This is a genomic window from Nesterenkonia sp. DZ6, assembly GCF_022565835.1.
GTDB lineage: Bacteria > Actinomycetota > Actinomycetes > Actinomycetales > Micrococcaceae > Nesterenkonia.
In genome coordinates, this window is sequence record NZ_JAJOYW010000004.1 from 351702 (window position 1) to 375128 (window position 23427).

Sequence of the window (23427 nt, forward strand, 5' to 3'; positions counted from 1 at the left end):
TCAGTCGATCGCAGAGGTGATGTCCTGGGACATCTTCTGCCAGAGTTCCACCGGGTCGCCGTCGCCCTTGATGATCGCGGCCTGGCTGGATCCCCAGTCGTCCCAGACCGCGCCCATCTCGGGGATCGCCGGCATCGGCACAGCCTCTGCACCGACCTCGCCGAATCCGGCGACGATCTCATCCTCGCTCAGGGCCTGGTCGAAGGACTCGGTGAGTGCGGGCGCGCGTCCACCGGTCTCGTAGAGCGCCGTCTGGACCTCCGCGGTGCCGACGTAGTTGATCAGGAAGTTGCTTGCGGCCACGACGTTCTCGCTCTGCGAGGACAGGAAGAATCCCTGTACTCCGGCGAAGGGCTGCGCGTCCTGGTCTCCGGCGGCCGGGATCGGATCCACCGCGACGTCGATGCCGGCCTCCTGCGCGCCGGTCACGTTCCAGGGACCCGTCAGGAAGAACGGCGAATTGCCGCCGTTGAAGCTCTCCTGCGCCAGGTCTCCGTCGATGTTGAGGTTCAGCACACCGGCCTCGCCCTGTTCCGCCAGCCAGCCGGCGAACTCTTCTCCGCCGGCGTCGGCCATGGTCAGCTGCGAGGAGTCGTAGCTCCCGTCCTCGTCAGTGCCGAAGACCGGGGCCCCGAAGGAGGTCTGGAAGGGGTAGAGGTGGTAGGGGTCGCTCTCGTTGGGGGTCAGGCCGACCAGGAACGGATATTCGGTGCCGGCCTCCTCGCCCATCTGGATCATCGCGTCGAAATCGGCGGGGGCCTCGGGAGCCAGCTCGGTGTTGCGCAGCAGCGCGATGTTCTCGATCGAGTAGGGGAGGCCGTAGGTCTGCCCTTCATAGGTCCAGGCGTCCACGGCGATCTCTTCAAAGTCACCTGCTGTGTCACCGAGCTCGACCGGGGCGACCACGCCGTTGTTCACCAGGACCCCGAGCCAGTCGTGGGCGCCGACGGCGATGTCGGGGCCTTCACCGGTGGGGACCTGGGAGACGAACTGGTCTCGGATCTCCTCGAAGTCCTGCTGCACGATCTCCACCGAGATGCCGGTGTCGGACTCGAAGTCCTCCGCCACGTCGGCCAGGACCTCTGCCCGGTTGGCATCGGCCCAGATGGTCAGGCTGCCGGAGGCGGCTGCTTCGCCGCTCTCAGAATCGCCGTCCTCGGTCTCCTCAGCCTCGGACTCCGTCGTCTCGGCCTCTGTCGTCTCGGTCTCAGCCGGATCGGCTGCGTCAGCGTCGGGGGAGTCGCCTCCCGAGCCGCAGGAGGTCAGTGCCAGTGCCCCCAGCCCCAGGAGCGCGGTCATCGTCGTGAATCTTCCGGTGTTCACCGTCATCGGTGTCCCTCTCTGTGAAGAAGCGGAGTCGATGACCCCGCCGTCCTGAGTGCAAGCGCTTCCAGTATGGGGACAGAATGTGATCCACGCAACCCTGAGCGGGCAGTCGGCAGTGAGGGGAGGAAAGGCCCTGTGGCCAGCGCTTATGCTTCATGATGCGCTGTTTCTTTTGTGGCAGCCACTTTTTCAGGGCGGTGCAAGCGGTTGTGTGCCGAGGCTGTCCAGGTGGAAGCGCTTACATATATGCTGGAGACATGACTGTTCACCAGGACCTGCGCACCTCCACCTTCACCGCCGACGTCGCCCCTCGAGGAGCTGCGACGACCGAGGAGCATGGGACTGCCGCCGAATGGTGGCGCAGCGCAGTGATCTACCAGATCTATCCGCGCTCATTCAGCGACTCCACCGGCGACGGCATCGGGGACCTTCCCGGAATCACGGCCCGGCTCGGAGAGCTGCACGGTCTCGGTGTGGATGCGATCTGGCTGAGCCCCTTCATGACCTCACCGCAGAAGGATGCCGGCTATGACGTCGCTGACTACTGCGACGTGGACCCCATCTTCGGCACGCTGGCCGACTTCGACACCCTGCTCGCGCGCGCCCACGAGTTCGGCATCCGCGTGATCGTGGACCTGGTGCCCAACCATTCATCGGATCAGCACGAATGGTTCCGACAGGCCCTGGCCGCGGCACCCGGGAGCCCGGAGCGCGCCCGCTACATCTTCCGCGACGGCTCAGGAGCCCAGGGGGAGGAGCCCCCGAACAACTGGCAGTCGATCTTCGGCGGACCCGCCTGGACGCGCATCACCGAGCCCGACGGCACGCCGGGTCAGTGGTATCTGCATCTCTTCGACTCCAGCCAGCCGGACTTCGACTGGTCCAAAGACGAGGTCAAGGAGGAGTTCCGGCGGATCCTGCGCTTCTGGCTGGACCGCGGAGTCGACGGCTTCCGCGTCGATGTGGCCCATGGACTGGTGAAGGATCAGGACTTCCCGGACTACACCCCGGATGTCGACGCCGCATCGATGGGCGGCGAGGAGACCCCGGCGCCCTACTTCGAGCAGACCGAGGTGCATGAGGTCTACCGCGACTGGCGCCTGGTCCTTGAGGAGTACGAGGGCGACCGGGCGCTCTGCGGTGAGGCGTGGGTATCCTCCGTGGAGAAGGCGGCCCTATGGGTGCGACCGGATGAGATGCACCAGACGTTCAACTTCCAGTACCTGGAGACCCCGTGGGATGCGGGACAGCTGCGTGGGGTCATCGATGACTCCCTGCACGCCTTCAACTCCGTGGGTGCCCCGAGCACCTGGGTGCTGTCGAACCACGATGTGGTGCGCCACGCCACCCGGCTCTCGCTGACCGGGGAGAACCCGCAGGGAAGCGGCATCGGGCCAGACCATCCGGGCCTGCCTGATCGGCAGACCGGTCTTGCCCGTGCACGCGCCGCCACCGCCCTGATGCTGGCGCTGCCGGGCTCCTCCTACATCTACCAGGGTGAAGAGCTCGGCCTCGACGAGGTCCACGACCTGCCCGATGCGGCCCGCCAGGACCCGACCTGGTTCCGCACCGCGGGAGAACGCTTCGGCCGTGACGGATGCCGGGTCCCGCTGCCCTGGGTCGCCGACGCTGACACCTTCGGGTTCACCGCAGGCGGCACGCCGTGGCTTCCCCAGCCGGAGCGCTGGAAGAGCCTAGCCCGGGACGTCCAGCGCGCCGACCCTGACTCCACGCTGAACCTCTACCGGCGGATGCTTGCACTGCGCGCGGAACACGATCTGGGCCTCGGGCAGCTGCGCTGGCTGCCCGGGAACGAGGGTTCCGTGCTGATGTTCGCCAACCAGGACGTGACGGTGCTCGCAAACACCGGAACGCAGCCGGTGGCGCTGCCCGCCGAGCACGACGTGCTGCTCGCCACCGCTGCGCTGAAGGGGGCTGAGGTTCCGGCCGACTGCACCGTGTGGCTGCGCCGGCACGCCGGCTGATGACGAGCCTGGATGATGTCGCCAAGGCCGCGGGGGTGTCCGCCGCGACGGTCTCCCGTGCGCTGAGCGGACGGGGCAACGTCTCGACTAGCACGCGGGCCAAGATCCTGAAGGTCGCCGCGGAACTTGACTACGTGGCCTCCTCCGCGGCGTCCAGCCTGGCCTCAGGCCGGATGCGCAATCTCGGGGTGATCATGCCGGAGCTGCACCGGTGGTTCTTCAACACCGTGCTCACCGGCATCTCCGACGAGGCGACCAGCGCGGGCTACGACGTGACCCTGTACAACGTCACCGGAGACCCCGAGGTGCGTCGAGAGATCTTCAGCGCCTTCCTCCGACGACGCCGGGTCGACGCCGTCGTCGTCGTGGCCCTGGAGCTCAGCGAATGGGAGGAGCTGGAGCTGAAGCGACTCGGCATCCCCGTGGTCATCATCGGCGGCACCTCCGGCACGCTGCCCGGCGTCGCGATCGATGACCTGGCCATCACCGAGCTTGCCGCAGCGCATCTGCTCGATCTGGGCCATGAGGTGCTGGGCTTCATCGGCGGTGCCGAACGGTTCGACGCCGACTACAAGGTCCCGAGCCAGCGTCGGGAGGGCTTCGACCAGGCACTCCGGCGCCGGGGCCTGCAGACCGACCCCGCCCTCATCGGTGAAGCAGACTTCACCATCCCCGGTGGCTTCCATGCGGCCCGCCAGCTTCTGGGCATGCCTGGCACCGGGATGACCGGACTCGTGGCGGCCTCTGATGAGATGGCGATCGGGGCGGTCCTTGCGGCGCGCGAGCTGGGGATCAGAGTTCCCGAGGACCTCTCGGTCGTCGGGATCGACGGGCACGAGCTCGGTGGGCTCTTCGAGCTGACCACGGTGGACCAGCACGCCCAGAGTCAGGGAGCGACGGCGGCGAAGCTCATCCTCGCCACCGTCGAGTCAGGCGGCACACACCCGGAGAATATGGATCTGAGCTTCGATCTGCTGGTCCGGCGCAGCACCGCCAAGGCTCCGGGGGCGCTGCCCGTCTGACCGCGTGTCGCTGCGCGGTCGCTGCTCCAGCCCTGCGGCCCTCCGGGTCACTCGAGCCCTGCGGCCCTCCGGGTCACTCGAGCCCTGCGGCCCTCCGGGTCACTCGAGCCCTGCGGCCCTCCGGGTCCGACGACTGGCGTGGACCGAATAGCGCGGCAGCCAGCGCAGCAGTCCTGCGCTTGCCAGCGGACCCATGGCGGAGGCCACCCAGATCCCGGCCGCCAGGGAGCCCAGCGCCGCCCCGGCGGCGAGGGTCAGCGGACCGGCGGCGATCCCGAGATCCTGCATCAGCCGCCAGGCGCCGAGGAACTGCGGGCGTGCGTCGGAGGGTGCGATGTCCGAGGCGATCGTCATCATCACCCCGGAACCCAGCCCGTTGCTGATGCCCAGCAGCACCGCCACCCCGGCGAGCACCGGCACCGAATGCGCCAGCGGCACCAGGGCCATGGCCAGCCCGAGGCAGATCATCGAGGGCACCCCGATCCAGAGCCGGCCGAATCGGTCCATGATCTTGCCCGCGGGGTAGAACAGCAGCATGTCGATGCCACCGGCGAGGCCGAACAGCAGCGAGATCGTGGTGGGGTCCAGCCCGATGTGCTCACCCCAGAGCGGAAGCACCTGCTGACGCGCCCCGCGGATGGCGCCGACCAGCATCGACGCCATCCCCAAGGTCAGCAGCAGATCGCGGTGGGTCGCGATCACCTGGGCGAACCCGGCCCGGGCGACGCCGGGCGCGCGGGCGGGCCGGGTGTCGATCTCCGGTGCCAGCAGCACCGTGACCCCCGCGGCGACTGCAGTCAGCAGCGCCAGCGCGAACACCGCGCGCAGGTCTCCCAGGACGATCACCCCGGCGCCGAGGAAAGGTCCGATGAACTGCCCTATCCGATGCACCCCGCCCAGGGTGGAGAGCACCCGGGCGCGCTGATGCACCGGGGTCACCTCGGTCAGATAGGAGTGCCGCGCCAGGTGGAAGACCGCATTCGCGGCACCGACCAGAGCGACGGCGGCGCCCAGGGTGAGCAGGGACGGGGCCAGCCCTGCGGCCAGGAAGCCGAGCGCGGCCGCACCGGCGGCCAGCAGCATCGCACGACGATCGCCGACTCGGGCCGCCAGCGCACCGGCGGGCAGATCCGCGAGGATCTGACCCAGCGGGAGCATCGCGGCGATGATGCCCGCCACCGCGAGGGTGGCGCCCCGTTCCACGGCGAAGGGAGCCAGGATCGGGATCATGGCACCGGCGCCGACGCTGAAGATGAACGCCGGCAGCAGCGCCCCCAGCAGGATCTGTCGCCGGGGAGAGGGAGCCGTGGTCATCGCTGCAGTCTAGCCAGCTCGCGGGGCCCGGGATGAGCTGACGGAGGCGGAGATGCCACGTGAAGTCGAGCCGGCGCGATGTCATAGGCTGGAAGCATGAGTTCACCGGCCGAGCGCTACGCACAGTCACGTCGACGAGCAGCGGAGGCCAAGACTGAGCTCGGGGTCTTCCGCCAGGCTCAGGCCTTCGACCTCGATGACTTCCAGGTCCAGGCCTGTCAGCACCTGGAAGCAGGACGGGCCGTGCTGGTCGCGGCCCCGACCGGGGCGGGCAAGACCATCGTCGGCGAGTTCGCCGTCCACCTCGGCCTGGCCCACAACACCAAGACGTTCTACACGACGCCGATCAAGGCGCTCTCGAACCAGAAGTATCAGGAGCTGGTGGAGGTCCACGGCACCGACAAGGTGGGTCTGCTCACCGGGGACACCTCGATGAACTCCGAGGCGCAGATCGTGGTGATGACCACCGAGGTGCTGCGCAACATGCTCTACCAGGACTCCGCGACGCTGCGGGATCTGGGCTACGTCGTGATGGACGAGGTCCACTACCTGGCCGACCGTTTCCGCGGCGCCGTCTGGGAGGAAGTCATCATCCACCTCCCTGAGCACGTCCAGGTCGTCGCTCTCTCGGCCACGGTCTCCAACGCTGAAGAGTTCGGCGCCTGGTTGGACACGGTGCGCGGGGAGACCTCGGTGGTGGTCTCCGAGCACCGTCCCGTGCCGCTGTGGCAGCACATGTTCGTGGACAACGAGCTGCACGATCTCTTCATCTACGAGGAGGACGACGACGCGCCGACGCTGGTCAACCCCGAGCTGCAGCGCCTCGCGCATCAGAGCGAAGGGCCCAGTTCCCGGCGCAGCGGCGGAAACCGGTCTCGCGGAAACGGCCGGGGACCCGGTCGAGGTCCGGGTCGCGGCGCGGTTCGCGGCTCTGGCAAGGGCGGACCGGGCGGCGGCCCCCGCCAGGAGCTGCGCAGCAGCGCCTCCTCCAGCCGAGGCGGGGCCGGCAGCCGCGGCGGCGCGGGGACCTCGGGCGCCTCCGGGATCTCCGGATCCGGCGCCGGGCGCCCGCGGCTGAACCGGCCCAAGATGATCCGGGCTCTCGACCGCGACGGTCTGCTCCCCTGCATCGGGTTCATCTTCTCCCGAGTGGGCTGTGAGGCCGCTGTGGAGCAGTGCCTGAACGCCGGCATCGTGCTGACCACCCGGGAAGAGGCCGCCGAGATCACTTCCCGGGTCGAGCAGATGGGCTGGGACCTCCCGGCCGAGGACCTCGCCATCCTGGGCTTCGAGAGCTTCCGTGAGGCGCTGATCAACGGGGTCGCCGCGCACCACGCCGGCATGCTCCCACCCTTCAAGGAGCTCGTCGAGGCGCTCTACGCCGAGGGACTGCTCAAGGTGGTCTTCGCCACCGAGACCCTGGCGCTGGGGATCAACATGCCCGCCCGGACCGTGGTCCTGGAGAAGCTGGACAAGTTCAACGGCGAATCCCACGTCGATGTCACGCCGGGGGAGTACACACAGCTCACCGGCCGTGCCGGACGGCGCGGAATCGACGTGGAAGGCCACGCCGTCGTCGTCTGGCAGCCGGGCATGGATCCGCGGCAGGTCGCGGGACTCGCCTCCAAGCGGACCTACCCGCTGAACTCCAGCTTCAAGCCCTCCTACAACATGGCGGTGAATCTCACCGCCCAGTTCGGACGACGACGCGCGCGCACCATTCTGGAATCCTCCTTCGCCCAATTCCAGGCCGACCGCTCGGTGGTCGGCGTCGCCCGGGATGTGGCGAAGCGGGAATCCTCCATGGCCGGCTATGAGGAGGCGATGGCCTGCCATCTGGGGGACTTCCGCGAATATGCCGCACTGCGCCGCAGACTCGGTGAGGCGGAGAAGGACCAGGCCAAGGCGCGCCAGCGGCAGCGTCGACGCGAGATCATCCGGGTCCTCGCGGCGCTTCAGCCGGGCGACGTCATCGAGGTCGGCGGCAAGCGCGGCTTCGGAGAGTCCCTGGTGGTCCACAGTGCGCCCGAACATGACCCCCGGCCCGGAGTGATCACCGCCGACGGCAAGTTCCGCAATGTCACCGCCGAGGACTTCGCCCAGCCGCCCGAGGTCATCTCCAGCGTCCGGCTCCCGCGCAAGCCCCAGGTCAAGGTGCCAAAGGTGCGCCGGGACCTCGCCTCCTCGATGCGTGCCGCGATGCACGAGCGGGTGCCGCCGCGGTCCAACGCGCCCACCCCCGGTTTCGGCTTCCGCGAGGAGGAGACCGAGGCGGAGTCGCTGGAGCAGCTGCAGAGCGCCCTGCAGCGCCACCCCTGTCATGGCTGCAGCGAGCGTGAGGACCACGCCCGCTGGGCCGAGCGCGCATGGAAGCTGCAGCGCGAGATCGATCAGCTCAAGCTGAAGATCGACCGCCGCACCGGCTCCATCGCCAAGACCTTCGACCGGGTCTGCGGGGTCCTGCATGAGCTCGGACACATGGAGGCGGTGGACCCGGAGCTGATGCCACACGTCCCGCCGGCAGACCCGGGACAGCTGATCTCCGTCGAGCCGGCGCTTCAGCGTCCGGGATTCACCGCGGAGGAGTGGTTCGCCACCGAATTCGCGGTGACCGATCGCGGACAGCAGCTGCGCCGCATCTACGGCGAGCGAGACCTGTTCACCGGGCTGCTCATGGAGCGCGGAGTCCTCTCCGGGCTCACCGCGCAGGAACTGGCCGCCTTCGTCACGGTGCTGGTCTACCAGGCCAAACGCGAAGATGAGGGGGCCATGCCGGTGATGCCGACGAAGCGCCTGGCCCAGGCTGCGCGGACCGGGATTGAGGTTCACGCTGAACTTGAAGCTCTGGAGAAGCGTCATCACCTGGAACCCACCGCCGCCCCGGAGCTTGGCCTGGTGCTGCCCATGTACGCCTGGGCGGACGGCCAGAGTCTGCGCAGCGCGCTGGACGACTCGCCGCTGGCCGCAGGAGACTTCGTGCGCTGGACCAAACAATGCATCGACACCCTGGATCAGCTGAGCAAGATCCCACATACCCCGGCCAAGCTCTCGGCGCGCTGTCATGAGGCAGTGCAGCTGATCGGCCGGGGAGTGGTGGCATACTCCTCGGTGGCCTATCAGAACCTGGAGGAGCCAACTGATGACTAGCACCGGTGCCGCGCACCCGCCGCGACTGCTGACCAACGGCACGATCCATTCCCCTTCTGAGCCCTACGCAGACGCGATGCTGGTCGAGGACGGACTGATCGCCTGGGTCGGCTCTGACGAGACCGCCGCAGAGCGCAAGGACGCCGACCTGGTCATCCAGGACCTGGACCGGGCCCTGGTGGCGCCCGCCTTCGTGGGCTGGGTGGACCTCGATGCCGCCGAACATGCCGCCGAACATGCCGCCGGAGATGCTGCAGCTGACGCGGCGCCCGGCACCGCCGGCGTCGGCTCCTGGGGCACCCGGATCGCTGCGGCGCTGGACGCGGCGGCAGCCCTGGGCTGCGGCGCCGTGCGGCTGAACATCGAACTGCCGGTGCCCGCGCTGAGCGAGGCCGAGGTGGCCCAGGAGTTGTTGAACACCGCATTCAGGGCCGCCGCGGAGCACCGGGTTCGCGCCTACCCGGTGCTCACGCTCACCGGGCTCGCCGAATCCGGCGTGGCTGACCGGCTGGACGCCGTGCGGGCCGCCGCGGAGCTGCTCCGCACCGTGGATGCGATACTCGGCCGCCCTGCGGCGCTGCAGCTCCCCGCTGAGGACGTGCTGGAACAGCTGCTGAGCATCAGACTCGCAGCCGCGCTGGCCCAGCGTCAGCTCATCCTGCGCATGAGTCAGAACATCACCCCGGCCACCATGGTGGCGGCCCTGGTGGATTCCACCGGCGAGATGCGCGCCAAGCGGCAGAGTCCACCAGGTGGGCTGCCCACGGTGCTCGACGGCTTCGACTCCGCGTCCCGGGAGGAATGGGAGTCGCTGCTGAACACCGGCGTGCAGGTGGTGCTGCGCGGTCGCGGCCACCTGGCCACCGCACTGAGCGTCGGCGTTCCGGTCAGCGCCGTCGCCGAGGCAGGACAGAGCCCCTGGGCAGCGGTGAGCGCACACGTCCACCACGAGAGCGATCCGGTCTCGGTGCGGGCGGGGTTCAACGCGCAGACTCGCGGCGCCTACCGGTCGCTGCCCGAGTCCAGCGGCACACCCGCCACCTCGGCGCAGCTGGACCCTGGGGCCCGGGCCACCTACGCCATCTGGGAGGTGGACTCGTTGGCGGTGCAGACCCCTGATTCGCGGACCGCGGCGTGGAGCACCGATGTGCGGGCCCGGACCCCGCTGCTGCCCTATCTCGACGGCGCGACCCTGCCCACGCTGATCTCCACTGTGATCGACGGCGTCGAGGTGACTCATCCTGTCGCTCGATCCGGCGCTGAAGCCCAGGCCTGAGCGCCAGCACGTGACCGTAGACTGTCCTCGACCCTCCACCCTCATCTCCACAACCCCCAGAAGGACGCGAAGCGACTCGTGAAGATCCTGACGATCATCCCGACCTATGACGAGATCGATGCCCTGCCGGGCACCGTGGCACGTCTTCGTGCGGCAGTTCCAACCTCAGATGTGCTCATCGTCGATGACAACAGCCCCGACGGCACCGGAGACTTCGCCGACGAGCTCGCCTCCCAGGACGCGCAGATCAACGTGCTGCACCGCACGGCCAAGAACGGGCTCGGCGGCGCCTACATCGCAGGATTCCGCTGGGGACTCGAACGCGGCTACGACGTCCTGGTCGAGCTCGACGCGGACGGGTCGCACCAGCCCGAGCAGCTGCCGAAGCTGCTGGCCAAGATCGATGAGGCTGACCTGGTCATCGGATCACGCTGGGTGCCGGGAGGCTCGGTGGTCAATTGGCCGCTGCACCGGATCGCGATCTCTCGCGCCGGCAGCCTCTACTCCCGGACGCTGCTGGGTCTGAAGGTCCGCGACATCACCGCCGGATTCCGGGTGTTCCGGCGCTCGGTGCTCGAAGAGATCGATCTGGGCAGCATCGAATCGGTGGGCTACGGCTTCCAGGTCGACATGACCTTCCGGGTGGCGGGCATGGGCAAGACCATCGTCGAGGTGCCCATCACCTTCGTCGAGCGCACGCTGGGTGAGTCCAAGATGAGCTCCGACATCGTTGTAGAGGCGATGGTCAACGTCACGCGCTGGGGACTTCGCGCGCGGGCCCGGACACTGGGGCAGAAGCTGCGCCAGCGCTGACGATCAGCACACACAGACGGCGACGGCGTCCGTCCCGATCTCTCGGGAGGGACGCCGTCGCCGTCTGTGAGCAGGCTTCTGTGCTCAGCATCGCATCAGCTGCGGGAGTCAGGCGGCCTCGCCGCGACGCTCCTTGAGCAGCTTGAGACGATCCTGCAGGATCACCTCGAGGTCCTCTGTGGAACGTCGTTCCAGCAGCATGTCCCAGTGGGTCCTGACCGGCTTCTCCGGCTCGGCTTCGGGCCTGTCGACGTCAACGCGCAGGCCTTCCTTGCCGGTGGGGGAGACCCAGGTTGCGGGGACATCGGCCTCAGCGGAGAACATCACCCGCATCCGCTCGCCATCCTCAGTGAGATACTCGATCTCCTGACGCGGCGCCGGCTCGACGCCCTGCTCGGTTTCCATGGACTGCGCACCAAGGCGCATTCCGCGCAGACTGCGATCACTCATCGATTATCCTCCAGTGTGATGGGCAGAGTCATTCCTAGCTATAACTCTAGAGCACCGCGGAGTTATTCCCATCTCGATCAGCGCTGCGGGTCCTCCATGGGCTCGGGCTGCTGCTGGAAGACCGGCTGCTCGGTGAGCTCGGTGCCTTCCTCGGCGGGAGCCTCAGTGCGAGACTCGGCGACTGCCGCATTGCCGACCTGGGCCTTGCGGGCCTCCTGCTCGACCTCTTGACGGCTGGTGTAGTGCGGGTTCTCATCGGTGACCGAGGTGCTGCGGGCTGACTCTGCCATATCCGCGATGGCCGAGGAGATGGCGGGCTTGCCCTTGTTCTGTGCACTCTCCTGGGCCTTCTCCAACCGACGCTGCTTCAGCCGCTCCGTGCGAGCTGCTCGTTCGGCCTCTCGGTCCTCGAGGCTGATGCCTGACTGCTGGGCCGACTCGGGTCCGCCGAAGGCTCCGGAGAGGTTCTTCAACGCGTCGCTGAACTCGCCGGGGATCATCCACATGGTGTTGGACTCTGACTTGGCGATCTCCGGGAGGATCTGCAGGTACTGGTAGGAGAGCAGCTCAGGGCCGGGCTCCGAGTCGTGGACCGCGTTGAACACGGTCTCGATGGCCTGCGCCTCAGCGTTGGCGCCAAGGATCCGGGCCTGTGCGTCACCTTCTGCGGCGAGGATCGAGGCCTGTCGCTCACCTTCAGCGGTGAGGATCGCGGCCTGCTTGGTGCCTTCGGCGGTGAGGATCGCGGCGCGGCGTTCGCGCTCGGCGCGCATCTGCTTCTCCATCGAGTCCTGGATAGAGTGCGGCGGCTCGATGGCCTTGAGCTCGACTCGGGCGACGCGGATGCCCCAGCGTCCGGTGACCTTGTCCAGCTCCCCGCGGAGCTGACCGTTGATGCGATCACGTGAGGTCAGGGCCTCTTCGAGGTTCAGTCCGCCGACCACGTTGCGCAGTGTGGTCGTGGTGAGCTGCTCCACCGCGATGATGTAGTTCTGGATCTCGTAGGTTGCGGCCTTCGGATCGGTGATCTGGAAGTACACCACCGTGTCGATGGAGACCACCAGGTTGTCTTCGGTGATCACGGGCTGGGGCGGGAAGGAGACCACCTGCTCGCGCATGTCCAGCATCGGCAGCAGTCGATCGATGAAGGGGACGAGCAGGGTGAGTCCCGGCCCCTGGGTGCGCTGGTACTTGCCCAGGCGCTCGATCAGTCCGGCGCGAGCCTGCGGCACGATGCGCACGCTGCGGGCGATGATGATCACCACCAGGGCGACGAGGACCAGGAGAACTACAAGTGCAGTGACTTCCATGACGTTCCGTTCTTTTCAGTGGCGCGCCTGAAGATCTCTCAGGCGCCTTCCGGTCGGGGAGTGTTGGGCCCGATGGTGTCGGGGCCCGCCTCATCCCATTTGATCTGTCGCGCAGGTCGCAGGTAGACGATGGCGCCGTCCACAGATTCGACGACGGCGTCCATCCCGGGTTCGATCCGGACGTCACCGATGGTGCGGGCGGTCCAGGTGTCGCCGTCGACCTCGGCGAGGCCGGCGTCGCCGGTGATGGCTTCCAGCGCATGGGCTTCCATGCCGGCCATCCGGTCGATGTTGGTCAGCTGGTTCGCCGGGCCCTTCTTGAGATGTTTGAGGGCGATGGGCCGGACGGCGCCAAGCATCAGCAGGGCGGTGGCACAGCCGACCAACACCTGCAGCCAGGGCTCTCCACCGGCGAGGGCCACGGTGGTGGCGGCGGCGGCTCCGACGGCGAGCATCAGGAAGAGCAGATCGAGCGTGATGGCCTCCAGCACGAGGAGTCCCAGGGCAATTGCGAGCCAGGGTGCCCAGAGGTTGTCGCCGAACCATTCGATCATCTCAGCTCCTCATCAACCCATATACGCGTGACTTCAGCCTATCCGCGCCACAGGCTCACGTCGAGGTCGACCGTGACGGCGGCCACGTCACGGGCCTGCAGACTCTCGCGCAGCGCATCATGATCCCGATGATGCCCGGCCGGACCCATGAACACCAGGTCAGCGGCGAGACCGGCGTCGACTGGGACCCTGCCGCTGACCTGGGCGTTGAGTTCGGCGGCACCGAAGGTGGGTGTCATCTGGTCCTTGAGCTGCCGCAGCTTCTGGTCGTGGATTCCGAGCATGCCTGCCTCGCGCAGCTCGGTCAGGTGCACGTCACCGGGGGTCACAACCACCGCCAGTCCACCCGGGCGGAGCACTCGGGCGTATTCACTCACGTTGCGGGGAGCGAAGACATCAAGCAGCAGGTCCACCGAATCTGAGGCCAGGGGGAGTGGCTGCCACAGGTCCCAGGCCAGCGCGAGGGTTCGCGGGTGCCTGGCGGCACGCTTGAGCCCGGAGATGGACAGGTCCAGAGCGATTCCCCGGGCCTGCGGGGCAGCGTCGAGGAGCTGGTGCAGGTAGTGCCCGGTGCCGGCGCCGCAGTCCAGCAGCAGCCCAGGCTCGCCAGGGTGGGCCGGTCTGTGCACCGGAATCTGCTCCGCGAGGATCCTGACCAGCTCCGTGCTGAGTGCGGCGAAGACTCCGGCGTCCTGGACACGTTCGCGGGCCATGATCATCTGCGCCGAATCCGGGGTGAAACGGGTACCGCGACCGGAGAGCAAGTTGACATAACCCTGACGTGCCGCATCGAAGCGGTGGCCGGAAGGGCAGCTCAGCGCCTTGAGCGGCTGCGCCGACTTCAACGCCGGCTGCTGTGGCTCAGCGTTCCGTGGCGCCACGGGACCTGCGATCGCCTCGGTCCTTGCGGCGGTCTCGGCACCGGTCGATGCAGCTGGAGAATCCGGCGTGGGTGTCAGTTTCAATGGTGCATCGCATGCGGGGCAGGTCAGGGGCCAGGGTGAGGTCACGCCCTCAAGGCTAACGGGCTCCCCTTGAGTCGATGACTCGTGGAGTCTTCATGGAATCTTGAGGATCCCGCGACCTGGGCTCTAAGTGCAGCGGACACCCTGGAACTAATACGTTCCCGGGCGCTCCGGGACCACAGCGACGGCCATTGGCCGCAGGCTTCACCGCCCCTCACGGGACGGGCAGGAAAGGGAAGAACATGAGTGGAACACCAGAAACCGAAGCGGGGGGCATCGAGAATGGTCTGGTGCGGTCCACGCGCCGGTTGGTGGGGATCGATGCGGCACGAGGACTGGCTCTGGTGGGACTGATGGCCATTCACCTGCTTCCGGCTTGGAACGAGGAGACCGGGGAGGCCAGCTGGTCGTGGCGGATCTTCTCCGGGGACTCAGCAGCGCTGTTCGCCCTGCTGGCCGGGGTGGGACTGGCGCTGACCTCCGGCGGGCGGAACCCGCACACTGGCAGGCGGATGACCGCTGACAGGCTGGGACTGGGAGTGCGGGCGGTGTTGATCGCAGTCGTAGGTCTGTGGATCGGGACCCTGATGCCGGAGGACCCTCCGGCCTACGGCATCCTGCTCTACTACGGAGTCTTCTTCCTGCTGGCGATCCCATTCCTGCACTTGGGCCCCAAGGCGCTCTTCATCTCTGCGGCGGTCTTCGGGATCGTGTCCCCGATGCTCATGCAGAATCTGCTCAGCCAACTGCCCGCGTGGAGCTCCTACAACCCCACGTTCGCTGACGTGTTGAGCGAGCCGGGGGCCACCGCGTCTCAGCTATTGCTGACCGGTACCTACCCGGCTCTGCCGTACATGGCCTATCTGCTGGTCGGCCTGGGGCTGGGGCGGCTGAATCTGCGCAAGACCGCCGTTCAGATCCGAGTGGTGGTCGTGGGAGTGGGGCTGACGATCTTCGCCCACACAACCTCGTACATCCTGCTCTACGCGCTCGGCGGCTACCAACGACTCCTGGACACCTCTTGGATGAGTAGGTACGAGCTGGATCAGGTCCTGATCTTTGGTCCGGACTCGTTGCCGGCTTCCACCGGATGGTGGCTGGCGATCGCGACCCCGCACACCAACACTCCGCTCGCGATCGCGGCCAGCCTCGGGGTGAGCCTGACAGTGTTGGGTGTGTTTCTGCTGATCGCTCCGAAGATCGGCAAGTGGTTGCTGCCGCTCTCGGCGATGGGCGCGATGACCTTTACCCTGTACACCGTCCACCTGGTGACCCTGTCGGTCGAGGCGCACTACGGGCTGCCCTACGTGTGGTTCGTGGTCCACGTGGCGGTGGCAGCCGTGTTCGCGGTGGTGTGGCAGCGGGCTCTGGGGCAGGGGCCGCTGGAGAAGCTGGTCAGCACCAGTGTCAAGCGCACCCGTCGGCTGGTGCTCGGAGATCTGTCGGAAAGGGGCTCCGATAGCGAGAAGAGCAACAAGTGAGAGGCCGAGTCCGCAGCACGGGGCGTCTGATCCTGGGGGAGGTGCGTCTCGTTTCGGGAGGTTCTCGGGGTGGTCCGTGAGATGCGCGCGGGTTACTCCGGGTCTCTGTTGCGGGGCAGGCGAATCCGGAAAGAGGCTCCGTGACCGAGTCCGTCGCTGGCAGCTTCCAGGGTCCCGCCCTGGGCTTCGACCAGAGACCTGCTGATCGCCAGCCCCAGGCCTGAGCCTGCGCGGTGAGCTTCACGGCCGGTGTGGACGCGGTAGAAGCGCGCGAAGACGTGTTCCAGGTGCTCGGGACTGATGCCTTCCCCGGTGTCGGTGACGGTGACGGTGACCGCTTCCGGTGCGTTATCGGTGTGGACGGTGATGGCACCCCCGGGCGGTGTGTGGCCCAAGGCGTTCTCCAGCAGGTTGCCCAGCACCTGACCCATCCGTTCCTGATCCAGCAACACCGGTGTCGCCATCGGGCCACCGCTGCTGGTTGTCACCGCAATGTTCTTGACCGCGGCGGCGGGCTCGATGGCCGCAGCCGCCTGGCAGGCCAACACACCGGGGTCCTGGAGGGTGAGCTGCAACCTGGCGGTGGCCTCCTCGGCCGCGGTGAGCTGGCGGATGTCGCGGGCCAGGCGTTCCATCCGGGCGATCTGAGCGTCGAAGATTCCGATGGTCCGCTCATCCCACTCCACGACGCCGTCCTCGATGCCCTCCAGATGGCCCTTGAGGCTGGCCAGTGGCGTGCGCATCTCGTGGGCCAGATCCGCCAGCAGCTGGCGTCGGGTGGTGTCCACCGCGGCTAGTTTCTCGGCCATGTCGTTGAAGGAGTCGGCCAGCAAGTCGAATTCCGGACCCAGCTTCGTGGAGGTCACGTGCACGTCGTAGTTGCCAGCGGCCACCTGCCCGGCCGCAGTGCTGAACGATGCCAGGGAACGGCCGATGGTGCGGTAGAGGTAGAAGCTGAGCATCCCGGCGATGAAGAGGGCCGGCAATCCGCCGATGACCAGAGCGGTCAGGATCACCGATCGGAAGGCATCTTCCAAGTGGACCAACCCGAAGGCTGCATAGGCGTGACCGGACTCGATGAGCTCTTGGTAGAACATGGAGGGTCCCACCAGCACCGCGGTGACCACCACGATGATCAGCCCCACCACCAGCACCGCGGTCTGGGCCAGCATCAACCGCACCGTCAAGGGGCTCCAGGACCACCGGCGGTCGGTCGCGGTGGAGCTCATCGTCCAGTTCCCATCCGGTACCCGATCCCGCGGATGGTGTGGATGAACCTCGGACTGGAGGCATCATCATTGAGCTTCTTACGGATGCGCCCGATGTGCACATCCACCAGATGATCATCCCCGGTCCAGCGTGTGTCCCAGACCAACTCCACCAACTGCGTCCTGGACAACACCTGTTGCGGGTGAGTGGCCAGACACGCCAGCAGATCGAACTCGATCCGGGTCAAGGCCACTGGCTCTCTTCCCAGTTGCACTTTCCGGGCAGCCTCGTCCACCACCAGGTCTTCGATCACCAGCGCCGGCCCGGGGGAGTCTGGCCCTCCGGAAGTCTCGCTGTTGCTGGTGCGGGCTCGGCGCAGCATGGCCTGGACTCGGGCGACGAGCTCGCGGGGGCTGAAAGGTTTGGTCACATAGTCATCAGCTCCCACCGACAGGCCAATGATCTTGTCGATCTCGTCGTCCCGGGCGGTGAGCATCAGCACGTGGCAGTCGGAGAGGGTCCGCACCTGCCGACACACCTCGATCCCGTCGATGCCGGGCAGTCCCAGATCCAGTACCAGCACGTCCGGGTCGAAGTCGCGCACCGCGGCCACGGCTTCAGTTCCGTCATGGCGCACGGCGACTTCCAGCCCGGCTTTGCGCAGGTACCCCTCGATCAGCCGGGCCAGATCGACCTCGTCGTCGACCACGAGGATTCGGCCGGTCTGTGCTGTGTGCATCTGCGCTCCTTGATCGAGGCGGGGCCACGCGTTCGGTAGGGACTCGGGCGTCACATAATCGGCATTTCTCACACGTCCCATCAGCATCTCGCGACGGGTTTAATGGCCCTTCCCAATTGAACGTGTGGTTGTCACAAGTCAAGAGGCTCGTGAACTTGCTTAAGGATGGATTTTGCGACGAATCTATCCTGGTTCACCCGCGTTAAGCGACATGTCCCAGCGTCAGTGCAATCCCTTGACCCTGCTTGCTGGCACCGCCGCCGATGAACCGACCCGCCACGCAGCGTCTGTGATGTTCAACCTCTCGAACCACACCGTCATCGGGGCCGCTGGTCTTTCGCTCGGAGGCAGATGCGTCGTTCTGAGTGTCTGATCAGATGGGCGAGCTGCTTAGCCCGGGCAGTGAGCCCGACGACGGAGCATTCTCAAAGCGCGCGTGCCTTTCCCGAGTCTTGGCACCTAGGATCGCATAGTCGATCAGGGTGTGGCTGCCCGCACGCCGGTCTACTTCAGCGCCGGTGCCCTTACCGGTCTCGCAGTCGACTTCCAGCACCTGGACCGAGCCGAAGTTGTCCCATCCGTCGGGGCAGACCTGCTGCTCCCAACCGAGTTCTTCAAGCGCACGCTTGGTCGCAGCGTAAGGTTCATCGTCGAGGACCAGGAGCACATCCTTCTCGGTGAGGCGCAAGCGCAGCCCGTCCATCGCCTCTAGAAGGGGCGCGTTCAATATCTGGTGCCACCCGGTGTGCCGATGCCTGAGCCATTCTGTGCTGGGAGTCGGCGGGGCAGTGGCGACATCACAGCCATCGATCCCATCGGACTCTCCCTTGGCAGCTCTGCCGCGACGAGAAGGGGGAGAAGCTTCAACGACTGGCACCCCGTTGCGGAAACGGCTCGGACGAATTGGGCGGCGCAGCTGGCAGCTGCTTCAACCACCCAAAAGGCCGCAGAGGCGCCACGAAACTCCGTAGGGTTTCCGCTGCGATGCACAGTGGAAGTTCGTACGTCGCTTGGGGCGTCAGCGGAGAGATCGCCGGACCGTCTCTCTCTGGGCACCGGGGTGACGATTGGCGCCGCGATAGCGCGGCCACTCACCGGTGCGAATCGCGCCCACGAGGCCCATCCACCGCGAATTACCCCAGCCGCCTCTAAAGGCAAGGGTTGCAAGACATAAGTTGTGGCGGACGTGTCCCTGGATCCAATGGTCAGAACTCTCAGCAGACCTGAGCTCCGTTGATCCCAGTCAGGCAGCGGAGTCCCGGTGGATATCTCAGGGGTGCACGATGACCAACATCAACTCGCCGGAGTGCCGGCGGTGACCAATGCTGCCGCGAGAGGGCGCATACCAGACAGGGTCTCGTTAACGTCGAAGAGCACAACCGAAGGCGGGGAGTCATGCGGGTCTCCCTATCACGGTCCAGGAGAGAGGGATGCTCGGGAGCGGTGGGCGCAGCGTTCTGGAAGTACGGCCGACTACATTCGCCCCGAGGCCCGCGATGCCTGCGTGGTGCAGCCATCACGGACTTCGGCCAGCGCGCCACCGGGTTTCCCGGAGTTCCGTGGAGAAGCCTAGAGGGCGGGTGCCGCAGGCACGTCGAGCTCGGTCTCGACCATGTGGTTGAAGTAGTTGGTGTAGAGGTTCAACGCCACATGGGTGGTGAGTTCAGTCAGTTCCTTCGTACTCCATCCGGCGTCGAGTCCTGCCTGCCAGGTGGCGTCCTTGACGTTTCCCTTCTCGGCAGTCGCCTCGCGGGCCACCTGCAGCAGAGCAGCCAGCTTCGGGTCGAAGTCGACATCGCCGCGGCGGATCGCCACGGTCTGATCCTCGCTGAGGCCGGCAGCCTTGGCGCCCTGGGTGTGGGCGGACTGGCAGTAGGTGCACTCGTCGACGTTCCCGACGGCCAAAGCGATGGCTTCCCGCGTCTGGGCGTCGAAGGTCCCGTAGTCCTCGATGACCTGCTGGATGGCGATGTAGGCCTGGAGGACCACGGGCGATGATGCCATCGCCCCGTGGATGTTCAGGACCTTGCCGAACTTCTGCTCCAGGTCCTTCAGCTCAGCCTGCGCGTTCTCTGGTGCGGACTCGACGGTTTCTACGGTGATTCTGCTCAATGTGGTGCCTTTCGTCTGTATGGGCTCCGCCACTCCGATAGGTGTGAGAGGCGGAAGAATTCAGGATGTGGTCCTGGCTGTGGATTGCAGGCGCTCGGGATCTTTGACCGTGATGCGTCCGCGGGTCTGCCGGATGTACCCTTTGGTGGCAAAATCAGACAAGATCTTGCTGGTTGCCTCCCGGGTGGCTCCGAGCAGCCCAGCGAGCTGTTCGTGAGTGATCCGGATCGCGCCGCCGTGTCCCAGTCGAGCGCTGAGGGCGTTGGTGGGGGCAGATTGGGCCAGGGTGAGCAGGGTCTTGGCTGTGCGGGCAGCCAGGGGGCGCAGAGCGAGGTCGGTGAGTCGTTCTTCCAGATGAGCCACCTGGTCACCGAGGAGCTTCGCGATGCGCAGTGCGATCCGCGGGTCCCCGATCAGGTGTCGCTCGACGTCCTCGACGGTGAGCTGGCAGATCACTGAATCTTCGATGGCCTCGGCGTAGTTCTCATACATGCGCTGACCCACGAGCAGCATTTCGCCGAAGACTGCCCCAGGTTCCAGGATGGCAAGTGTCAGTGTCTTTCCATCCTCGGCGACTCTGAAGACCCGCACTCGGCCTGATCTCAGCACGAAAAGGGCACTGACGGGTTCAGACTGTGAGAACACCAGTTCGCCGGGGCCGAACCGGCGCTCAGGGACCATCAGGTGCATGGCCTCTACCTCAGCGGGGCTGAGGTCAGCGAAGAGGTCCACTTCGTCAAGGCAGGTGAAGCCCTCGGTTGTGGAGTTCAATGGGTCTTTCTCCCGTCTCTGCGGAGACCATGGTTGATTCCCGCACGTTGAAGCATGGGCGAGGCTGTGTGCACACGCTCTGTGTGTCTCCATGATGGACATCTCATTGCCTCCTCTCCAACTTCGACGGCTCTGTCCACCGTATGGGTGCACCGGGGGCGGGTCTGCAATCCAGCACACACTCGAAGAACTGCCGAGCGTCTAGAGCGGAGTCGCCCATCCGGTGATGACGTGCATAGTGACCCCGGTGATGTACCTTCGGCCTACGGCGGGGGTTCCCGTGACTTCCACGGCCGCATTGGTTGGTTGTTGGCCCGGGTCGGATTCAAGTTCCATGCGTGCCGTGGTCGTGCACATCTCTGCGGTGTCCTGGGCGAGGCGGATGGTGGTGCGCAGCTGAGCGACCGCATCTTCGGCCAGGCAGGCATCGGCGCAGGAGGTGCAGGCCAGAGCCGCGTCTGTGCAAGCTTGGATGCACCCGGCCAGAACGTCCGTGATCGATGGGTTCACACGGTGAGCTGAAATCATTGACGCTGCGGTGCTCATATAGTCCTTGTTCATCTGGCCTCGGCAACTACTGGGCCAATGGCATCGGAATTCTTCACTGCTGGAGGGCCAGCGTGGGATCTCCCGCAGGCACCTCCAAGCCCTGTTCGAGGAGTTTCCGGAGGTGGCTTTCCACGCAGAGGTTCGCGGACATTCCAGCCAGCAGGATCTTGTTGATCTCACGTTTGCCCAGTTAAAGGATTAGGTCATTGGTCTGGGGGCCGTAGGGCCTGTACTGAGGCATCCAGTCGGCCCCGGGTCCTTGGAGTCCCTCCATGTTCAGGGGTCCGAGTCGGTCGAACATGCCGATCTCTTGCATCTACTGCTCAAGAGTGCCGCCGAAATCCTATTGGTGATCGCGAGGGTGGTAATAGTGCGGGGAGACGAAGACCTCGCAGTTGGCAGGTTTGGCTCCTGCGAGGAGGTGCTCGACGGTGTTGTTCTCCTCGACGTTGCGCCCCACCAGTTCCCAGGCGACACCGTAGGAGCTCGGGAAATCGATCTGTGCGCCGGTGACGACCAGGGCGGTGTATGTGGGGTCGAAATGCATATGTCCTCCGCAGTGTCCTGAGCCGCGGAGCTTATGGCGCTGACGTTGAATACGGTGTGTACCTGACCTTCGGAGACCGTGGGAGACCGAGGCGTGAGCACGTCGAATTGAGTGTGGCCGGGGATCAGGTCTCTACCTGCGTCGGTTCAGGACCGCGACGGCGGTCAAACCGAGGACCAGGCCGTAGATGAGGTGCCCCATCAAGCTCCACAGTCCCGCCGCGTCTACAACGAACACGGGCATCCCCATCATCAGGGGCATGATCAGCAAAGGGCCCAAGACCCACCAGAGACCACCGTAGAGCAGGCCGAGGATCGCGCCTCGACCGTAGCTCGAGAGCGCGCCGCTCAGCAGACTTGTCAGACCCAGGCCAATGAGGATGGAGATGACGAGGTGTACAACGAGGCCGACACCAGCAGAGGTACTTCCGACCATCATGGCGATCATCGGCAGCATGTCCATCATCGCCATGAACGCTCCGAAGACGAGTCCGCCGATTATTCCTCCTATGGCCCCAGCGGAGATCTTGTGCCTCATCGTTGTGGTGGGCGCAGTGGTTCGTGGTGTTCCGTGTGCTGTGGTGGGAACAGACATCGGACTGTCCTTTCTGGAGGTGAGAACCTGTGACTTAAATCTAGGGCGACCGTCACACTGGTTCTGCGACCCAGGACACACAACGAGAGATGATCTCCAGCGGTTGCAGGACGCTGAACGCGGCTCCAGGTCGTGCTGGCACGACGACTGAAGGCGTCTGGAGATTTACGAGGGAGGCGCCATGTCTACTCATGGCCCAAAGAGCTACGCTATTCGCCTTCCCACCGAGAGACTTACAGACGGTTCCGTCGCACGGATAGGTGAGAGCTTGACCTGAACTACTGAGGTGGCAGTTACCTGTGCCCCCGGGACAAAGTGATGGGGTTGCCTGGCCGTAGGGTAAGTTTCATGTCCACATCTTTTGTCGTGATGCTCATCGCGGTCGTTCTTGCCTTGCTGGTCTTCCGATGGGTGGCCCCAGGCTTACCCCTTGAGCGGGTGACCAGACGCCTGACGGTGCTGGACCTCTTGCTTATAGTCCTTGGAGTCCTGGGCCTGATCCTGCACTGTGCTGCGATGTTCTTCCGATCATGGGTCGCGGCAGTGCCCGGCACCGGCGGGGTGATCAACCAGATCAACTCGATGGGTGTTGCGAGCATGGTCTGGTACGCCGTTCCTGCGCTGCTGGTGATGATAGGCCTGCGCCGCCAGCACTGGATTGGACTCGTGCTTCTGGCCGCCTCGCTGCTGGCTGTGGGCGTGACCATGTATGACGGCAGCACTCTTTCAATTCACCTTGCCACGATCTTCATCGCTGGCGTGATGATCGCCGCAGTACTCTTACTCCTCAGCACACCACCCTGGGCCCGTCCCACATCCCCCACGCCCGCCGAGGCTTGTTAGCTAGCCGCATCCCGCTCTTCCGCGGTCAGGACCGTCGCCCAAGACGGGTCTGCCGCACCAATAGATGACAGTTTGACCTGACCTACAGGCTGGTTTCCCCGACACCTCGCTAGCCGATGGCCTCCATGGAAGGTTGTTCACCATGCCACGCCCCTATCCTCCGGGGTTCGAGGACAGCGGCGGCGCGCAGCCACAGCGGCACCGCCACACGCCCGTTCCCTGCGGAGCGGGAACGGGCGGCGGTGCGCGCTGGAGCTTTGGCCGGGGCGGTGATGGGTCAGCCCACCAGACCTGATTCGACGATCATCTCCACAGAGGTCTCCAGGTCATCGAGACGGTTGAGATCGATGTCCGGCGCGTCGAGCTCCTCGAGGCTCGGCATGCCCTCAGGTCCGTCCACGCCTTCGATCATCGGGTACT

The 23427-nt window shown here is 66.0% G+C and carries 21 protein-coding genes; 7 read left to right on the plus strand and 14 right to left on the minus strand.

Annotated elements, in window-relative coordinates; all coding sequences use genetic code 11:
* A complete protein-coding gene (locus LTH93_RS11890) occupies positions 1–1299 on the minus strand; it encodes a sugar ABC transporter substrate-binding protein (RefSeq protein ID WP_241471063.1) in 1299 nt (432 codons plus the stop codon).
* A 284-nt stretch (positions 1300–1583) separates the two neighbouring features.
* Between LTH93_RS11890 and LTH93_RS11895 the strand changes: the two genes are divergently transcribed.
* Both LTH93_RS11895 and LTH93_RS11900 read left to right on the plus strand, forming a co-directional pair.
* Positions 1584–3311: a glycoside hydrolase family 13 protein gene (locus LTH93_RS11895; RefSeq protein WP_241464781.1), complete on the plus strand. Its 1728-nt coding sequence runs from the start codon at positions 1584–1586 to the stop codon at positions 3309–3311.
* Positions 3287–4333, plus strand: a complete 1047-nt coding sequence (locus tag LTH93_RS11900) for a LacI family DNA-binding transcriptional regulator (protein WP_241471064.1) — start codon at positions 3287–3289, stop codon at positions 4331–4333. Before LTH93_RS11895 ends, LTH93_RS11900 begins: the two co-directional genes overlap by 25 nt.
* Positions 4334–4432: 99 nt before the next feature.
* Here the strand turns inward: LTH93_RS11900 and LTH93_RS11905 are convergent, their stop codons facing one another.
* A complete protein-coding gene (locus tag LTH93_RS11905) occupies positions 4433–5647 on the minus strand; it encodes an MFS transporter (RefSeq protein ID WP_241471065.1) in 1215 nt (404 codons plus the stop codon).
* Between the two features lie 96 nt (positions 5648–5743).
* Between LTH93_RS11905 and LTH93_RS11910 the strand changes: the two genes are divergently transcribed.
* From LTH93_RS11910 to LTH93_RS11920, 3 genes are all read left to right on the plus strand, one after another.
* Entirely contained in the window at positions 5744–8794 is a 3051-nt protein-coding gene (locus LTH93_RS11910; RefSeq protein WP_241471066.1) for a DEAD/DEAH box helicase, read from the plus strand.
* Positions 8787–10070, plus strand: a complete 1284-nt coding sequence (locus LTH93_RS11915) for a hypothetical protein (RefSeq protein WP_241471067.1) — start codon at positions 8787–8789, stop codon at positions 10068–10070. The genes LTH93_RS11910 and LTH93_RS11915 overlap by 8 nt, the downstream gene beginning before the upstream one ends.
* 78 nt (positions 10071–10148) lie before the next feature.
* Positions 10149–10883 (plus strand): polyprenol monophosphomannose synthase, encoded by a 735-nt coding sequence (locus LTH93_RS11920; protein ID WP_241464776.1) that lies wholly within the window; start codon positions 10149–10151, stop codon positions 10881–10883.
* Positions 10884–10991: 108 nt separating this feature from the next.
* Here the strand turns inward: LTH93_RS11920 and LTH93_RS11925 are convergent, their stop codons facing one another.
* The 4 genes from LTH93_RS11925 to LTH93_RS11940 form a co-directional block, all read right to left on the minus strand.
* A complete protein-coding gene (locus LTH93_RS11925; protein ID WP_058889192.1) occupies positions 10992–11333 on the minus strand; it encodes an RNA polymerase-binding protein RbpA in 342 nt (113 codons plus the stop codon).
* 77 nt (positions 11334–11410) lie between these two features.
* Complete coding sequence (locus LTH93_RS11930; protein ID WP_241464775.1) at positions 11411–12643, minus strand: SPFH domain-containing protein; 1233 nt, start codon at positions 12641–12643, stop codon at positions 11411–11413.
* 38 nt (positions 12644–12681) lie between these two features.
* The gene (locus LTH93_RS11935) at positions 12682–13197 is read right to left on the minus strand and encodes an NfeD family protein (RefSeq protein ID WP_241471068.1); all 516 of its coding nucleotides are present in this window, start codon (positions 13195–13197) and stop codon (positions 12682–12684) included.
* 38 nt (positions 13198–13235) lie between these two features.
* Positions 13236–14078, minus strand: coding sequence for a putative RNA methyltransferase (locus LTH93_RS11940; RefSeq protein ID WP_241471069.1), 843 nt, complete (start codon positions 14076–14078; stop codon positions 13236–13238).
* 374 nt (positions 14079–14452) lie between these two features.
* On the opposite strand from LTH93_RS11940, the gene LTH93_RS11945 reads away from it, so the two are divergent.
* Positions 14453–15643, plus strand: coding sequence for a heparan-alpha-glucosaminide N-acetyltransferase domain-containing protein (locus LTH93_RS11945; RefSeq protein WP_241471070.1), 1191 nt, complete (start codon positions 14453–14455; stop codon positions 15641–15643).
* 92 nt (positions 15644–15735) lie between these two features.
* Here the strand turns inward: LTH93_RS11945 and LTH93_RS11950 are convergent, their stop codons facing one another.
* The 8 genes from LTH93_RS11950 to LTH93_RS11985 all read right to left on the minus strand — a co-directional run bounded on the left by LTH93_RS11950 (position 15736) and on the right by LTH93_RS11985 (position 22164).
* Positions 15736–16872 carry a sensor histidine kinase gene (locus tag LTH93_RS11950; protein WP_241471071.1) on the minus strand — a complete coding sequence of 379 codons (1137 nt, stop codon included), beginning with the start codon at positions 16870–16872 and terminating at the stop codon, positions 15736–15738.
* Entirely contained in the window at positions 16869–17591 is a 723-nt protein-coding gene (locus LTH93_RS11955; protein WP_241464770.1) for a response regulator transcription factor, read from the minus strand. Before LTH93_RS11955 ends, LTH93_RS11950 begins: the two co-directional genes overlap by 4 nt.
* A 373-nt stretch (positions 17592–17964) precedes the next feature.
* Positions 17965–18294, minus strand: coding sequence for a hypothetical protein (locus LTH93_RS11960; RefSeq protein ID WP_241471072.1), 330 nt, complete (start codon positions 18292–18294; stop codon positions 17965–17967).
* 866 nt (positions 18295–19160) lie between these two features.
* Positions 19161–19703: a carboxymuconolactone decarboxylase family protein gene (locus tag LTH93_RS11965; RefSeq protein WP_241471073.1), complete on the minus strand. Its 543-nt coding sequence runs from the start codon at positions 19701–19703 to the stop codon at positions 19161–19163.
* 60 nt (positions 19704–19763) lie between these two features.
* Positions 19764–20474 carry a Crp/Fnr family transcriptional regulator gene (locus LTH93_RS11970; protein ID WP_241471074.1) on the minus strand — a complete coding sequence of 237 codons (711 nt, stop codon included), beginning with the start codon at positions 20472–20474 and terminating at the stop codon, positions 19764–19766.
* Positions 20475–20675: 201 nt separating this feature from the next.
* Positions 20676–20984: a hypothetical protein gene (locus LTH93_RS11975; RefSeq protein WP_241471075.1), complete on the minus strand. Its 309-nt coding sequence runs from the start codon at positions 20982–20984 to the stop codon at positions 20676–20678.
* A gap of 382 nt (positions 20985–21366) precedes the next feature.
* The gene (locus LTH93_RS11980) at positions 21367–21570 is read right to left on the minus strand and encodes a hypothetical protein (RefSeq protein ID WP_241471076.1); all 204 of its coding nucleotides are present in this window, start codon (positions 21568–21570) and stop codon (positions 21367–21369) included.
* A gap of 132 nt (positions 21571–21702) precedes the next feature.
* Positions 21703–22164: a hypothetical protein gene (locus LTH93_RS11985; protein ID WP_241471077.1), complete on the minus strand. Its 462-nt coding sequence runs from the start codon at positions 22162–22164 to the stop codon at positions 21703–21705.
* A gap of 348 nt (positions 22165–22512) precedes the next feature.
* On the opposite strand from LTH93_RS11985, the gene LTH93_RS11990 reads away from it, so the two are divergent.
* On the plus strand, positions 22513–23007 hold the full coding sequence (locus LTH93_RS11990; RefSeq protein WP_241471078.1) for a hypothetical protein: 495 nt from the start codon (positions 22513–22515) through the stop codon (positions 23005–23007).
* Positions 23008–23427 lie beyond the last annotated feature (420 nt).